The sequence below is a fragment of the Nonomuraea sp. NPDC050383 genome (assembly GCF_044459125.1).
GTDB lineage: Bacteria > Actinomycetota > Actinomycetes > Streptosporangiales > Streptosporangiaceae > Nonomuraea.
In genome coordinates, this window is record NZ_JBITIP010000021.1 from 60,586 (window position 1) to 74,575 (window position 13,990).

Consider the following 13,990-nt stretch of genomic DNA (forward strand, 5'->3'; position numbering starts at 1 on the left):
TTATGACTCCTTCGAGAGCGAGACGAGGACGTCGTCGCCGTCGATCTTGACTGTGTAGGTGTTCACGGGCCTGGTGGCGGGGGGGCCGGTGGGCTTGCCGGTCCGGACGTCGAAGCACGAGCCGTGCAGCCAGCACTCCAGCGTGCCGTCGTAGACCTCTCCCTCGCTGAGCTTGACCTCGGCGTGGGAGCAGATGTCGTGCAGGGCGAAGACCTCCTCGCCCTTGCGGACGAGCGCGACCGGGGTGTCGTCCACCTCGACGCCGATCACCCCGCCGTCGGGGATGTCGGTGACGCTGCACACCTTCTCGAAACTCATCGGGCCAGCTCCGCCTCCACCGCGCTCATCACGCGCTCGCGGATCTCGTCGATCTGGATGCGCTCGATGAGCTGGCCGAGGAAGCCCCGGATGACCAGGCGGCGCGCCTCGTCGAAGGGGATGCCGCGGGCCTGCAGGTAGAAGATGTGCTCGTCGTCGAGGCGGCCCGACGTCGAGGCGTGACCCGCGCCGGCGACCTCGCCGGTGAGGATCTCCAGGTTGGGCACCGAGTCGGCGCGGGCGCCGTCGGTGAGGATGAGGTTGCGGTTGAGCTCGTAGGTGTCGGTGCCCTCGGCCTCGACCCTGATGATCACGTCGCCGATCCAGACGGCGTGGGCGTTCTCGCCCTGCAGGGCGCCGCGGTAGTCGACGTTGCTCTTGCAGTTGGGCTGCGAGTGGTCGACCAGGAGGCGGTGCTCCAGGTGCTGGCCCGCGTCGGCGAAGTACACGCCGGACAGGTCGGCGTCGCCGCCCGGGCCGGTGTAGGACACGCTGGGCGACAGCCGGACGAGGTCGCCGCCGAGGGTCACCGCGAAGCTGCGGAAGGTGGCGTCCTTGGCCAGCTGGGCGTGGTGGTGCGACACGTGGACCGCGTCGTCCTCCCAGTCCTGGAGGCTGACGACCTTGAGGGAGGCGCCGTCGCCGACGACGAACTCGATGTTGTCGGCGTAGACCGCGCCGCCCTGGTGCTCGATGACGACCACGGCCTCGGCCAGCGGCTCCACCTTGACCACGGTGTGGCCGTAGGAGGCGCCGTCGGTGCCGCCGCCGCGCACCTCGACGCGGATCGGCTCCTGCGGGGTGGCCTCTTTCGGCACCGTGATGACCAGGGCCTTCTCGAAGGCGTTGTAGGCCTGGGCGCTGACCCGGTCGGCCGGCACGTACGCCTGGCCGATGCGCGGGTCGTCGCGGCCGACCCACTCGGCGCTCACGCCGGCCGGGGTGTAGGCCTGGACGACCACCTGCCCGGTGGCCTCGGCCTTGCCGTTGTGCAGGCCCTTGAGGCGCGACAGCGGGGTGAAGCGCCATGCCTCCTCGCGCCCGGTGGGCACGTCGAAGTCGCCCAGGTCGTACGACGCCTTCTCGTGCAGGGTCGACAGGGGCTTCTCGTTCAGGCCCATCAGCCGACGGCTCCTTCCATCTGCAGCTCGATCAGCCGGTTGAGCTCGAGCGCGTACTCCATCGGCAGCTCACGCGCGATCGGCTCGACGAAGCCGCGCACGATCATCGCCATCGCCTCGTCCTCGCCGAGCCCGCGGCTCATGAGGTAGAACAGCTGGTCCTCGCTGACCTTGGAGACCGTGGCCTCGTGCCCCATCGACACGTCGTCCTCGCGGACGTCGACGTAGGGGTAGGTGTCGGAGCGGCTGATCTGGTCGACGAGCAGCGCGTCGCACTTGACGGTGCTGGCGCTGCCGTGGGCGCCCTCCTCGATCTGCACGAGACCGCGGTAGGAGGTGCGGCCGCCGCCGCGCGCCACCGACTTGGAGATGACGCTGGAGCTGGTGTGGGGCGCCAGGTGCACCATCTTGGAGCCGGCGTCCTGGTGCTGGCCCTCGCCGGCGAACGCGACGCTCAGGGTCTCGCCCTTGGCGTGCTCGCCCATGAGGTAGACGGCCGGGTACTTCATCGTGACCTTGGAGCCGATGTTGCCGTCGATCCACTCCATGGTGGCGCCCTCGTAGGCGACGGCGCGCTTGGTCACCAGGTTGTAGACGTTGTTCGACCAGTTCTGGATGGTCGTGTAACGGCAGCGGGCGTTCTTCTTCACGATGATCTCGACGACCGCGGAGTGCAGCGAGTCGGACGAGTAGATCGGCGCGGTGCAGCCCTCGACGTAGTGGACGTAGGAGTTCTCGTCCACGATGATCAGGGTCCGCTCGAACTGGCCCATGTTCTCGGTGTTGATCCGGAAGTACGCCTGGAGCGGGATCTCGACCTCGACGTTCGGCGGCACGTAGATGAACGAGCCACCGGACCACACGGAGGTGTTGAGAGCGGCGAACTTGTTGTCGCCGACCGGGATGACCGAGCCGAAGTACTCCTTGAAGAGCTCCTCGTGCTCCTTCAGGCCCGTGTCGGTGTCGACGAAGATGACACCCTTCTCCTCGAGGTCCTCACGGATCTTGTGGTAGACGACCTCGGACTCGTACTGGGCGGCGACGCCGGCGATGAGGCGCTGCTTCTCCGCCTCGGGGATGCCCAGCTTGTCGTAGGTGTTCTTGATGTCCGCGGGCAGCTCGTCCCAGGAGGCGGCCTGCTTCTCCGTCGAGCGGACGAAGTACTTGATGTTGTCGAAGTCGATGCCGGTGAGGTCGGAACCCCAGGTGGGCAGCGGCTTCTTGTCGAACAGACGGAGGCCCTTCAGGCGAAGGTCGAGCATCCACTCCGGCTCGTTCTTGAGCCCGGAGATGTTGCGCACGACTTCCTCGGACAGGCCGCGCTTGGCTGCCGCCCCGGCGGCATCCGAGTCGGCCCAGCCGAACTTGTAACTTCCGAGGCCTTCCAGCTCCGGGCGGTCGGTGACAGTCACCTTCCGGTCTCCTTGCTCTTGTCTCTATGTACGGGATCACCCAGCGATTGCGGGCTGACGTGCGTGGTGCAGACCCCGTCGCCATGGGCGATCGTGGCCAGGCGCTGCACGGGGGTGCCGAGGAGTCGCGCGAACGCCTCCGTCTCGGCCTCGCAGAGCTGCGGGAACTCCGCCGCCACGTGCGCCACGGGGCAGTGGTGCTGGCAGAGCTGGTCACCGCCCGACTTGGCCTTGGTGGAGGAGGCGGCGTAGCCCTCCGCGGAGAGCGCCTGCGCCAGCACCTCGACGCGCCGCTCCGGGGGCACCGAGCTCATGACCGGCTCCAGCCGCCGCAGCAGGCCGGAGACCTGTGTGCGGGCGAAGTCGGTCACCGCTTCGTCCCCCATGCGCTCGGCCAGGAAGCGCAGGGCGCTCCCGGCCAGGTCGTCATAGGCGTGCTCGAAGGCACTGCGCCCCGCGTCGGTGATGGCGAACAGCTTGGCCGGTCGCCCTCGCCCGCGCTGGCCGCGTGGCCGTACCGTGCGAGGCTCTATCATCCCGTCGGACAGCAGCGCGTCGAGATGGCGGCGGACGGCGGCCGGGGTCAGCCCGAGCCGTTCGCCCAGCGCGGCGGCCGCGATGGGACCGTGCTCCAGGATGAGCCGGGCCACGCGCGCACGGGTGCTGCGCTCACTGCCTGGCTCGATCGTGGTGGGCACGTTTTTCACAACATCAGTGTGCCGTAATTCCTTCCCGCCCCACAAATGGATCCGTGGAATGGGTCAATGCAATTTCTCACTCAGGTAAGGCTTACCTAATCCCCTGCTCGGCGGCCTGGAGGGACCCACGGGGCCGTCCCCGCAGAACGGTGAAGACGAGGGCAGCGAGAACGAGCAGCACCAGCATGACGGCGGCCATCGGCGTCGCCGAGCCGGACCCCACGAGACCCACCAGCGGGGCCGCCAGCGCGCCCAGCGCGAACTGCAGCACCCCGAGCAGGGCGGAGGCGCTGCCCGCGACCTGCGGCGGCTGCCCGGCCAGGGCGAGCGCGCCGGTGCCCGGCAGGACGAGGCCCTGCCCGCACATGATGACGAACAGCCCCGCCACGATCCCGGCCAGCCCGAGCCCGGTGGCCGCGGCCACCAGCAGCAGCGCGGCGCCCGCGACGGCGACGGCCAGGCCGGTGAAGACCAGCCGCGCCGGCGCCACCCGGCCCGCGAGCCGCCCGCCGACCTGCGCCATGACGGTCAGGCCGAGCGCGTTGAGCCCGAAGATGAGGGAGTACTGCGAGGGCGTGGCGTGGTACACCTCCTGGATCACGAACGGCGATCCGGAGATGTAGGCGAACATCGCGGCGAACCCCAGCCCGGCCGTCAGGGCGGAGCCCATGAACGGGCGGTCGCGCAGCAGCCGGCCGAAGGTGCGCAGGGTGTGCCGCAGGCCGCCGCTCTCCCGGCTTCCCGCCGGCAGCGTCTCGCGCACCCCGAAGACCACGGCCAGCAGCAGCACCACCCCGGCGACGCTGAGCGCGACGAACACGCCCCGCCACGAGGTGAACTCCAGCAGCTGGGCGCCGGCCACGGGCGCGAGGATCGGCGCGAGGCCGCTGACGAGCATGAGCGTGGCGAAGATGCGGGCGATCGCGGGGCCGTCGTACAGGTCGCGCACCACGGCGCGGACGATCACCAGGGCCGCGCCGCCGAGCACGCCCTGCAGCAGCCGCAGCCCGATGAGCACGGGCACGGACGGGGCGAACGCGCACAGCAGCGAGGACAGCGCGAATCCGGCGACCCCGACCAACAGCGGCATCCTGCGCCCGCGCACGTCGCTCACGGGCCCGGCGACCACCTGGCCGGCGGAGACGCCGATGAGGCAGGCCGTCAGCGTGAGCTGGACCTGGGCGGGCGTGCTGAGCAGCTCGCCGGTGATGGCGGGCAGCGCGGGCAGGTACATGTCGATGGACAGCGGGCCGATGGCCGACAGCGCGCCGAGCACGAACAGGAGCAGGGCGGTGCCCCGCTTCGCCCGGCGGTCGTCCCCCTCGGTCCCCGCCGGTTCGGCTGCCGTCGGCGACCCTGATACGGACGGCCCGTTCACGGACGACCCGGTCACGGACGACCCCGTTACGGACGACGCTGATGCGGACGATGCCGCCGGCGCCACGGACATGCGTGTACCCCTCTCCCTCGCAGGCTGCGGCCCACGAGGGCCGAGGGAGTCCAACAGCGGTAAAGTCCTCCTAATTCCCGGTTATCTGATTTTTACTGATTCTCGGTGAGCTGGATCACCGACAGGGCCGCCCCCTGCGGGTCCGTGAGCATCCCGAACCGGCCCGGCGGCGCGTCCATGGAGTCCACGAGGATCTGCGCGCCGCCGCGCCGGGCCGCCGCGATGGTCGCGTCGAGGTCGGCGACCGCGAAGTAGACCATCCAGTGCGACGGCGTCTCCGGCGGGTACATGGGGCTCATCTCGATCATGCCGGCGACGCCCCGGCCGCCGGAGTGCCACTCGGTGTAGGTGACGCCGTCCATCTGCTGCGGCTGCGGGGTCCAGCCGAACACCGTCCGGTAGAACCGCTCCGCCGCCCCGGGGTCGCGGGTGACCAGCTCGGCCCAGCAGAACGAGACCGGCTCGTTGACCAGCTCGGCGCCGGGGTGGCGGCCCGCCTGCCAGATCGACGCGTACGCGCCGTCGGGGCTCTGCAGGACCGCCATCCGGCCCTCCTCCATGACCTGCATCGGCCCGGCGACGACGGCCCCGCCGGCGTTCTTGACCCGGTCGACGGTCGCGTCGGCGTCCTCGACGGCCACGTAGGTGTTCCAGTGGGGCGGCATGCCCTCGCCGTACAGGGGGCCCACGCCGGCGACCCGCTTGTCACCGTGGAAGAACTGGCCGTAGCCCCCGGCCGCGGGGTCGTCGGCCATCTCGGCCCGCCAGCCGAAGACCTCGCCGTAGAAGCGCACCGACGCGCCGACGTCGGAACTCGACAGATCCACCCAGCACGGGACACCCGGCTCGTAGGCGCTGCGCTCTGACATGGGAACCCTCCTTGCCGTCCTCGCCGGCCGCCGTCGCCGTCGACGGCCGCCCGGCTCTCCCCCGTCATCAGGCTTTCACCCGGTCCGTGCCCCTGCCGGGAAACGCCGGGCAAACAGGTGGCCATATCCGGCCAGGGGCCGGGGCGGGTGATCCGGCGGGTGATCCGGCAGCGGCCGGGCTGCGCACGAGACCGCCGCCCGCAGTCCTTAGACTCGTGGCCATGGACTCCCCAGCCGTCGAGATCATCGGCCTGGTCAAGCGCTACGACGGCACGACCGCGGTCGACGGCCTGTCGCTGCGCGCCGGCCGCGGCGCGGTGACGGCCGTGCTCGGCCCCAACGGCGCGGGCAAGACGTCCACGGTGGAGATCTGCGAGGGGTTCCGCAAAGCCGACGGGGGGACCGTGCGGGTGCTGGGCCTGCCGCCCGACGCCCCCGCGCTGCGGCCCCGGGTGGGGGTCATGCTCCAGTCGGGCGGCGTGCCGCCCGCGACGCGCTGCGGCGAGTGGCTGCGCCTGGTGTCCCGCTTCTACGCCCGTCCCCTCGACGTCGAGGCCCTGCTCGTACGGCTCGGCCTGGCCGCCCACGCCCGCACCCCGTACCGCCGGCTGTCAGGCGGGCAGCAGCAGCGGCTGTCGCTGGCCGCGGCGGTCGTCGGGCGGCCGGAGCTGGTGTTCCTCGACGAGCCGACGGCCGGGCTCGACCCGCAGGCCCGGCACGCCTGCTGGGACCTCGTGGCCGACCTGCGCGCGGCGGGCGTCTCGGTGGTGCTCACCACGCACCACATGGACGAGGCCGAGCGGCTGGCCGACCACGTCGTGATCATCGACGGCGGACGGGTGGTGGCCGAGGGCAGCCCGGCCACGCTGACCGGCGCCGAGCGGCAGCTCCGCTTCCGCGCCCGCCCCGGGCTGGCGCTGGAGGAGCTGCTCAACGCCCTGCCGTCGGGCAGCGCGGCCAAGGAGTCGCCGGCCGGCCACTACATCGTCGAGGGGCAGGTGGGCCCCGAGCTGCTGGCCACCGTGACCGCCTGGTGCGCGGCCGAGGGCGTCACGGCCGACGACCTGCGCATCGAGCGCCGCACGCTGGAGGACGTCTTCCTGGAACTGACGGGCAGGGAGCTGCGATGACGGCGCCGCACACGACCACGCTGGACCTCACGCCCGCGCCGGGGGCGGCGCCGTTCCCGCGCATGGTGCTCGCCCAGGCGGGCGCGGAGGTGCGCGCGACGCTGCGCAACGGCGAGCAACTCCTGCTCACCCTCGTCATCCCGGTGCTGCTGCTCGCCGGGTTCACGGTGGCGCCGCTCATCGACGTGGGCGGGGGCAGCCGGGTGGCGTTCCTGGCCCCTGGCGTGCTCGCGCTGGCGGTCATGTCCACGGCGTTCACCGGGCAGGCGATCGCGACCGGGTTCGAGCGGCGCTACGGCGTGCTGAAGCGGCTCGGCGCGACCCCGCTGTCGCGGGCCGGGCTCATGCTGGCCAAGACGGCGGCGGTGCTCGTGGTGGAGCTCCTCCAGGTGGTGGTGGTCACGGCGGTGGGGCTGGCGCTCGGCTGGCGGCCGCACGGGTCGTTCGCGGCGGCGGCGCTGCTCGTGGTGCTGGGCACGGCGGCCTTCAGCGGGCTCGCGCTGCTCATGGCCGGCACGCTGCGGGCCGAGGCGACGCTGGCCGCGGCCAACCTCGTCTACCTGGTGCTGCTGGGGGCGGGCGGGGTGATGTTCCCGCTGTCGAAGCTGCCGGAGGCGGTGCGGCCGGCGCTGGAGGTGCTGCCCATCTCGGCGCTCACCGGGGGGCTGCGGACGGTGCTGTCGGGCGGGGCGCTCCCGCTGGGCGCGCTGGGGGTGCTGGCCGCGTGGGCGGTGCTGTCCCTCGGGCTGGCCTCGCGCACGTTCCGCTGGGAGTGACGCCCGGCACCGGTGACGCCCGCACGTCCCGCGGCCGGTGCGAACGGTCAGGCCGGTGGCGGCGGGGCGTCCGGCGGGGGCGTGCCGTACCTGTGGCGCCCCACGACGGCGACGGCCGTGAGCGGCAGCGCCACCGCCGCAGCCACCCCGAACAGCAGCCCGTACGACCCGTCGCCGGCGAGCGGCCCGCCCGCCCAGGACGAGGCCGCCCCGCCGATGAACAGCGCCGCCGCGAAGAACGCCACGGCCGTCCCCCTGGCGCGGGGCGCGACGCTGGTCGCCCAGTTCTGCAGTGACGAGTGCATGAACGACCAGCCGCCCCCGAACAGCAGCGCGGCCGCCATCACCGTCACCAGGCTCACGTGGACGGCGACGAGCGCGTGCCCGAGGCAGAGCTGCGTGCCGCCGACCGCGATGAGCAGCGGCGCCGGCCAGGTCCGCGACAGCCGCTTGACCAGCCGGCTCAGCAGCCACAGCCCCACCCCGTACACCGCCGTGGCCAGGCCCGCCACGGCGGCCGTGACCCCGTGGTGCTGGAGCGCGGTGGCCAGGAACGGCAGCAGCCCCAGCAGGACGGCCCCCTCCACGAACGCCAGCCCGAACACCAGCAGCGCCCACCGCTCCCGCAGCACCGCGCCCACGTGCGCGCCGAGCCCGCCGACGGCGCCCCGGGACGGCTCCGGCACCGAGCGGAGGCCCAGCGCGCACGCCAGGGCGCACAGGGCGGCCGTGACGAAGACGACGCGCCAGCTCACCAGGTCGGCGAGCACGCCGCCGAAGCCGGTCGCCACGGCGGTGCCGAGCGCGGCCGTGCCCATGAGGTCCGTCAGGGCGCGCTGGCGGATCGGCGCCGCGACGGTGTCGCCGACGTACGTGAGCGAGGTGGGGATCACGGCGCCGAAGCAGGCGCCCGCCACGACGCGGAGCGCGACCAGCGGGACGAGCGAGGGCATCAGCGCGGAGGCCAGGCCCGCCGCGGTGGCGCCCAGCAGCGCGGCCCGCATCACCGGCATGCGCCCGAACCGGTCGGACAGCACCCCCCACAGCGGCTGGGACAGGCCGTAGGCGAGGTAGTAGCCGCTGGCCGCCGCGACGGCCGCGGCGAGCGTGACGCGGAGGTCCAGGGCGATCAGCACCAGCATGGGGCCGACGGCGAAGCGGTCGAAGCTGCTGACGAAGGACGCCGCGGACAGCGCGAACGGCGGCCGCACCAGGCTGACGGGCGGAGCGGGTGCGGTCATGTCTCCATCGCGGGACGGGGAGGTGTTCGGGTGACGGACATTCGTCCTACCACCCCAAGTGGGGAAATGTCGAGGTCGGCGACTATCCTCAGCTATCGCCCTGTTCCGGCCGCGCGCCTGACCAGCTCCCCGAGGAGTACCGTGACCGCCTTCGCCCTCGACGACCCCTTCGACCGCAGGTCAGGAGTACCGCGGCCGGGAAGTCTCCTGCGCTCGGCGGCCGACTCCATGCCGCCGTCGGGGCTCGTCCTGCTGGCGATCTTCTCCGTGCAGCTCGGCGCGGGGTTCGCCAAGGAGCTGTTCGCGGCGCTGCCGCCGAGCGCGGTGGTGTTCCTGCGGATCACGGCGGGCGCGATCATCATGGGCGCGGTGGCCCGGCCGAAGCTCCGGGGGATGTCCTGGCGCCACTGGGCGGTCGGGCTCGGCTTCGGCGCGACGCTCGGCCTGATGAACCTGTCGTTCTACGAGGCGCTGTCGCGGCTGCCGATGGGGATCGCGGTGGCGATCGAGTTCCTCGGCCCGCTCGGCGTGGCCGTGGCCGCCTCGCGGCGGCGGCTGGACCTGCTGTGGGTCGGGCTGGCCGGGCTGGGCGTGGTGCTGCTCGCGCCGTGGGGCCAGTCGCAGAGCGTGAGCTGGGCCGGCATCGGGTTCGCCCTGGTGGCCGGCGTCTGCTGGGCGGCCTACATCGTGCTGTCGGCCGCGGCGGGGCGGCGCTTCCCCGGGACGTCGGGGCTGTCGTTCGCGATGATCGTCTCGGCCGTGGTGGTGGCGCCGGTGGGCGTCGTGACGGGCGGTGCCGACCTGCTCCAGCCCGAGCTGGTGCTCATCGGGCTCGGGGTGGGGCTGCTGTCGTCGGTGATCCCGTACTCGCTGGAGCTGCAGGCGCTGCGCCGGATGCCCAAGCACGTGTTCGGCATCCTCATGAGCCTGGAGCCGGCCGTGGCGGCGATGATCGGGCTGGTGGTGCTGGGCGAGGTGCTGCACATGCAGCAGTGGGCGGCCATCGCCTGCATCGTGGCGGCGAGCCTGGGCGCGACCCGCTCCCGCTGAGCCCGCCCTCCCGGACACTCCAGGGCCTTCCAGGGCGTTGTTCTAGGCGCCGGCAGGCTCGGGCCCGGTCTGCTCGGGGCCGGCCCAGATGCCGCGGACGTGGCCGATGTGCTCGGCCATGATGTGCCCCACCGCGTCGCGGTCGCCGGCCTCCAGCGCGTCGAGCAGGGCCAGGTGCTCGCGCGCCGACCCGGCCAGCTTGTCGCCCGGCAGCGTCGACAGCCCGTACAGGCGGGCGCGGGTGCGCAGGTCCGTGACGATCGACACCAGGCGAGAGTTGCCCGACAGGGCCAGCAGCTCCACGTGGAAGCGCAGGTCCGCGTCCACGTACGCGAGCAGGTCGCCCCGCTCGGCGGCCGCGACGATCTCCTCGGCCAGCGGCCGGAGCCGGGCGAAGCCCGTGGCGGGGGCGCCGCCGGCCAGCCGCGTCACGGTCGGCACCTCGATCAGCCGCCGCAGCTCGGTCAGCTCGTCCAGGTCACGGGCGGACAGCTCGGCGACGCGGAAGCCCTTGTTGCGCACGGCCTCGACGAGGCCCTCCTTGGCCAGGTCGAGCATCGCCTCGCGGACGGGCGTGGCCGAGACGCCGAACTGCTGCGCCAGCGCGGGCGCGGAGTAGACCACCCCGGGGCGCATCTCGCCCGTGACCAGCGCCGCGCGCAGCGCGTGGGCCACCTGCTCGCGCAGGCTCTGCCGCTCTCCGACGGCCGGCAGGTCGAGCCGGTGCTCCGCGCCCATGCGCTCATCCCTTCGCTACGTCCCACGCCTCGTACGCGGCGGCCGCCACCACCAGGTCCTCCCACGCCATGCCCGTGCTCTTGAAGACGCGGGGCCCGGGACCCGGGGCGACCCGGCCGGCGATCAGCTCGGCGAGGTTTCCGGCGAGATGACCAGTGGTGATCGTACCGTGGCGGATCGGCGCCATCACGTCCCCCGCCTCGGCCAGGGCGGAGGAGCGGGCCTCGACGACCACGGTGGCGCGGGCGACGAGCTCGTCGTCGAGCTCGCGGGCGTCGGGCTCGTGGGAGCCGACGGCGACGACGGTGGCGCCGTCGCGGGGCAGGGCGCCGGGGAACAGCGGCAGCCTGGCGGTGGTGCAGCAGGCGACGAGGTCGGCCCGGCAGAGCGCCTCGCGCAGCGCGCCCGGCTCCGGGCCGGAGCCCGTCACGGGCAGCGCGCGGGCGCGCAGGCCCAGCTCACGGCAGTGGGCGGCCAGCGCCTCGGCGCGGGCGGGGTCGCGGCCGGCGACGGTGACGGTCTCGACGGGGCGTACCGCGGCGAACGCCTCGACGTGCCCGTACGCCTGCGGCCCCGTGCCGAACACCAGCAGGTCGCGCGCGTCCGGCTCGGCCAGATGGCGCACGGCCAGCGCGGAGACGGCCGGGGTGCGCAGCGAGGTGAGCGCGACCCCGTCGAGGGCGGCCAGCGGCGTCAGGGTGCCGCCCTCGAACAGCAGGTACGTCCCCTGGATGCGGGGCAGCCCGCGCTCCGCGTTGCCCGGGGCGACGGTGACGGCCTTGACCCCCGCGTACCGCCCCGCGGCGGCGGGCATCAGCAGAAGCTGGCCGCCGGGCAGGTCCGCGGCGGTGCGCAGGGGCGTGTCCTCGGGGTCCAGCCCCGCCCGCAGCGCGTCCTCCAGGATGCCCACCGCCCGCGCGACGGGCACCAGCCGTCGCAGCGTGCCGGCGTCGAGGTAGGGCAGCGCCGCAGCGGACGGGCCCGGACTCCGCGGGGCGGGACCGGGCCGGGGGTCCATGCTCGGATCATCCTGCACGCGTCACCTCAGCACGAACCCGGTGCCGAGCGGGTCGTCCGGATCCAGCTCGAAGGCGTGCCGGCCGGTGCGGTACGCCATTCCCTCGACCTCCGGCACCACCCCCTCCCCCGTGACCCGGGCGACGCGGGCCCGGAAGGTGGAGCCCACGACGCTGTCGTGGATCAGCGGCTCGCGGACGCCGTCGTCGTGCAGCAGCGCCAGGCGCGCGGCCGTGCCGGAGCCGCACGGCGAGCGGTCCACCTCGCCGTCGGCGAAGACGGTGACGTTGCGCTGGCGGACGTGGCCGTCCTCGCCGGGCAGGTCGTCATGGAAGATCACGCCGTAGACGCCGGACAGCCGCTGGTCCTCGGGGTGCCGCGTGGCCGGGTGCCCCTCCAGCGCCCGCTTGATCCGGCGGGCGCGGGCGATCAGCTCGGTCAGGTGCTCGGGCCGCGCCTCCAGCCCGGCGGCGCGGGCCGGCAGGCTGGCGTAGACGGCGCCGCCGTAGGCGAGGTCCACGCGGGTGCCGTCCGCGGGGACGCCGCGGGCGAGCACGAACGACGGGACGCCGACGAACGTGACGGCCACGATCCGCCCGGCCGCGCGGCGGACCCGGGCGGTGACGCGCCCCGACGGCACGTCCACCACGACGTCGGTCTCCCCGTCGGGCGCGGCGGGCACCAGGCCCTCGCGGACGGCGTGGACGCCGAGCGCGATCGTGCCGTGCCCGCAGGCGGTGGAGAAGCCGTCCTTGTGCCAGAACAGCGCCCCGAGGTGGGCCCCCGGGTCGTCCGGAGGGACGAGGAAGCAGCCGTACATGTCGGCGTGGCCGCGCGGCTCGTGGCAGAGCAGCCGCCGCAGCCGGTCGGCCTCGCCGCCGGGGCGGCGCGCGTGCTCGCGGCGGTCGAGCACGGTCGCGCCGGGGATCTCCGGCCCGCCGCCGGTGACGACGCGGAACGGCTCGCCGCCGGTGTGGTAGTCGACCGTGGTGACCACGCCGTTCTCGCCCTGCCCTGGCCGGCGATGGGTCATGACCAGTCCTCCAGACCGGGGCTCGGAGCGCTCCTGCGCGGGCTGCTGCGTCGTCAGTAATGTGTCACATACCGCCCGGCTTGAGAAGGGCGTTCCCCGGTGACGGGACCGGCCGGTACGGCCCATACCATCGATGACGTGAAGGTACCCACGGACCACCCGAACCCCCTCGTCCGGAGCCTGCTGTCGCCCTGGGCGCCCACGGCGGCGTCGTTCCGGGCGTGGGCGCTGGCGTCCGTGGCGGCCAACGCCGGCATCACCGTGAGCGGCGCCGCGGTGCGCGTCACCGGCTCCGGCCTCGGCTGCCCGACCTGGCCGAGGTGCACACCCGACAGCTTCGTGCCGGTGCCGCATCCCGAGGTCGCGATGGCCAACATGCTCGTCGAGTTCGGCAACCGGCTGGTCACGTTCCTCGTGCTGGCCGTGGGGGTGGCCTGCGTGCTGTCGGCGCTGCGGCTGGCGCCGCGCCGCCGCTCGCTGCTCGGGCTGGCCCTGCTCCAGCCGCTGGGCGTGCTGGCGCAGGCCCTGTGGGGCGGCCTGGTGGTCAGGTCCATGCTCAACCCGTTCACGGTGGCCGTGCACTTCCTCATCTCGATCGCGCTGGTCGCCGCGTGCTGGATGCTCTACCAGCGCACCCGCGAGGGCGACGGCCCGATCCGGCGGGTGGTCCACCGCGACATCCGCCGGCTCGGCCACGTCCTGATCGCCGCGGTGTCCGTCCTCCTGCTGGCCGGGGTGGTCGTGACCGGCACGGGCCCGCACTCGGGCGACGTCCTGGCCTCGCGCTTCGACCTCGACATCGAGAGCGTGGTGCGGCTGCACGCGGACATCGCCTACCTGGTGGTGGGGCTCTCCTTCGCGCTGGCGTTCGCGCTGCACGTCACCGACGCGCCTCGCACGGCCCGCCGGGCGGCGCTGGCCCTGCTCGGCATCGAGCTGCTCCAGGGCGTGATCGGCTACGTCCAGTACTTCCTCGCCGTGCCCGCGTTCCTGGTGGGGCTGCACGTCCTCGGCGCTACCCTGGTGTGGATCTTCGCGCTGCGTGCCGTCACCGCCCTGCGCGTGCGCGGCCCGGTCGAGAAGGCGCCCGCCCCCTCCCCCACCGAAGTGGCCGCCGTCCACTGATCGGTTATGCCA

At 73.4% G+C, this 13,990-nt stretch carries 14 protein-coding genes; 4 read left to right on the top strand and 10 right to left on the bottom strand.

Translation table 11 applies throughout. The annotated features are described in order from the left end of the window. The 6 genes from ACIBG4_RS35840 to ACIBG4_RS35865 form a co-directional block, all read right to left on the bottom strand. Positions 1 to 318 (bottom strand): non-heme iron oxygenase ferredoxin subunit, encoded by a 318-nt coding sequence (locus tag ACIBG4_RS35840; protein ID WP_310708946.1) that lies wholly within the window; start codon positions 316 to 318, stop codon positions 1 to 3. Beyond that, on the bottom strand, positions 315 to 1,439 hold the full coding sequence (sufD, locus tag ACIBG4_RS35845) for a Fe-S cluster assembly protein SufD (RefSeq protein WP_397206188.1): 1,125 nt from the start codon (positions 1,437 to 1,439) through the stop codon (positions 315 to 317). The genes ACIBG4_RS35840 and sufD overlap by 4 nt, the downstream gene beginning before the upstream one ends. After that, complete coding sequence (gene sufB / locus ACIBG4_RS35850; RefSeq protein ID WP_397206190.1) at positions 1,439 to 2,851, bottom strand: Fe-S cluster assembly protein SufB; 1,413 nt, start codon at positions 2,849 to 2,851, stop codon at positions 1,439 to 1,441. The genes sufD and sufB overlap by 1 nt, the downstream gene beginning before the upstream one ends. Beyond that, the gene (locus ACIBG4_RS35855) at positions 2,848 to 3,558 is read right to left on the bottom strand and encodes a helix-turn-helix transcriptional regulator (protein ID WP_397206192.1); all 711 of its coding nucleotides are present in this window, start codon (positions 3,556 to 3,558) and stop codon (positions 2,848 to 2,850) included. The genes sufB and ACIBG4_RS35855 overlap by 4 nt, the downstream gene beginning before the upstream one ends. 82 nt (positions 3,559 to 3,640) lie before the next feature. Continuing rightward, on the bottom strand, positions 3,641 to 4,942 hold the full coding sequence (locus tag ACIBG4_RS35860; protein WP_397206194.1) for a multidrug effflux MFS transporter: 1,302 nt from the start codon (positions 4,940 to 4,942) through the stop codon (positions 3,641 to 3,643). Positions 4,943 to 5,091: 149 nt separating this feature from the next. Continuing rightward, positions 5,092 to 5,868 (bottom strand): VOC family protein, encoded by a 777-nt coding sequence (locus tag ACIBG4_RS35865; protein ID WP_310708942.1) that lies wholly within the window; start codon positions 5,866 to 5,868, stop codon positions 5,092 to 5,094. Positions 5,869 to 6,089: 221 nt separating this feature from the next. Between ACIBG4_RS35865 and ACIBG4_RS35870 the strand changes: the two genes are divergently transcribed. Continuing rightward, the gene (locus ACIBG4_RS35870; RefSeq protein WP_310708941.1) at positions 6,090 to 6,998 is read left to right on the top strand and encodes an ABC transporter ATP-binding protein; all 909 of its coding nucleotides are present in this window, start codon (positions 6,090 to 6,092) and stop codon (positions 6,996 to 6,998) included. Beyond that, positions 6,995 to 7,774, top strand: a complete 780-nt coding sequence (locus ACIBG4_RS35875; protein WP_310708940.1) for an ABC transporter permease — start codon at positions 6,995 to 6,997, stop codon at positions 7,772 to 7,774. The genes ACIBG4_RS35870 and ACIBG4_RS35875 overlap by 4 nt, the downstream gene beginning before the upstream one ends. 47 nt (positions 7,775 to 7,821) lie before the next feature. Here ACIBG4_RS35875 and ACIBG4_RS35880 read toward each other — a convergent pair whose 3' ends face one another. Further along, entirely contained in the window at positions 7,822 to 9,015 is a 1,194-nt protein-coding gene (locus ACIBG4_RS35880) for an MFS transporter (protein WP_397206197.1), read from the bottom strand. 141 nt (positions 9,016 to 9,156) lie between these two features. Here ACIBG4_RS35880 and ACIBG4_RS35885 point away from each other — a divergent pair, with 141 nt between their 5' ends. After that, complete coding sequence (locus ACIBG4_RS35885) at positions 9,157 to 10,065, top strand: EamA family transporter (protein WP_397206199.1); 909 nt, start codon at positions 9,157 to 9,159, stop codon at positions 10,063 to 10,065. Positions 10,066 to 10,107: 42 nt separating this feature from the next. Here ACIBG4_RS35885 and ACIBG4_RS35890 read toward each other — a convergent pair whose 3' ends face one another. From ACIBG4_RS35890 to ACIBG4_RS35900, 3 genes are read right to left on the bottom strand one after another with little or no spacing between them, the layout of a single operon-like run. Next, positions 10,108 to 10,803: a GntR family transcriptional regulator gene (locus tag ACIBG4_RS35890; protein ID WP_397206201.1), complete on the bottom strand. Its 696-nt coding sequence runs from the start codon at positions 10,801 to 10,803 to the stop codon at positions 10,108 to 10,110. A 4-nt stretch (positions 10,804 to 10,807) separates the two neighbouring features. Then, positions 10,808 to 11,821 (bottom strand): ornithine cyclodeaminase family protein, encoded by a 1,014-nt coding sequence (locus tag ACIBG4_RS35895; RefSeq protein ID WP_397206203.1) that lies wholly within the window; start codon positions 11,819 to 11,821, stop codon positions 10,808 to 10,810. Between the two features lie 21 nt (positions 11,822 to 11,842). After that, on the bottom strand, positions 11,843 to 12,853 hold the full coding sequence (locus ACIBG4_RS35900; protein WP_397206205.1) for a proline racemase family protein: 1,011 nt from the start codon (positions 12,851 to 12,853) through the stop codon (positions 11,843 to 11,845). A 138-nt stretch (positions 12,854 to 12,991) separates the two neighbouring features. Here ACIBG4_RS35900 and ACIBG4_RS35905 point away from each other — a divergent pair, with 138 nt between their 5' ends. Then, positions 12,992 to 13,978, top strand: coding sequence for a heme A synthase (locus tag ACIBG4_RS35905; RefSeq protein WP_397206207.1), 987 nt, complete (start codon positions 12,992 to 12,994; stop codon positions 13,976 to 13,978). Positions 13,979 to 13,990 lie beyond the last annotated feature (12 nt).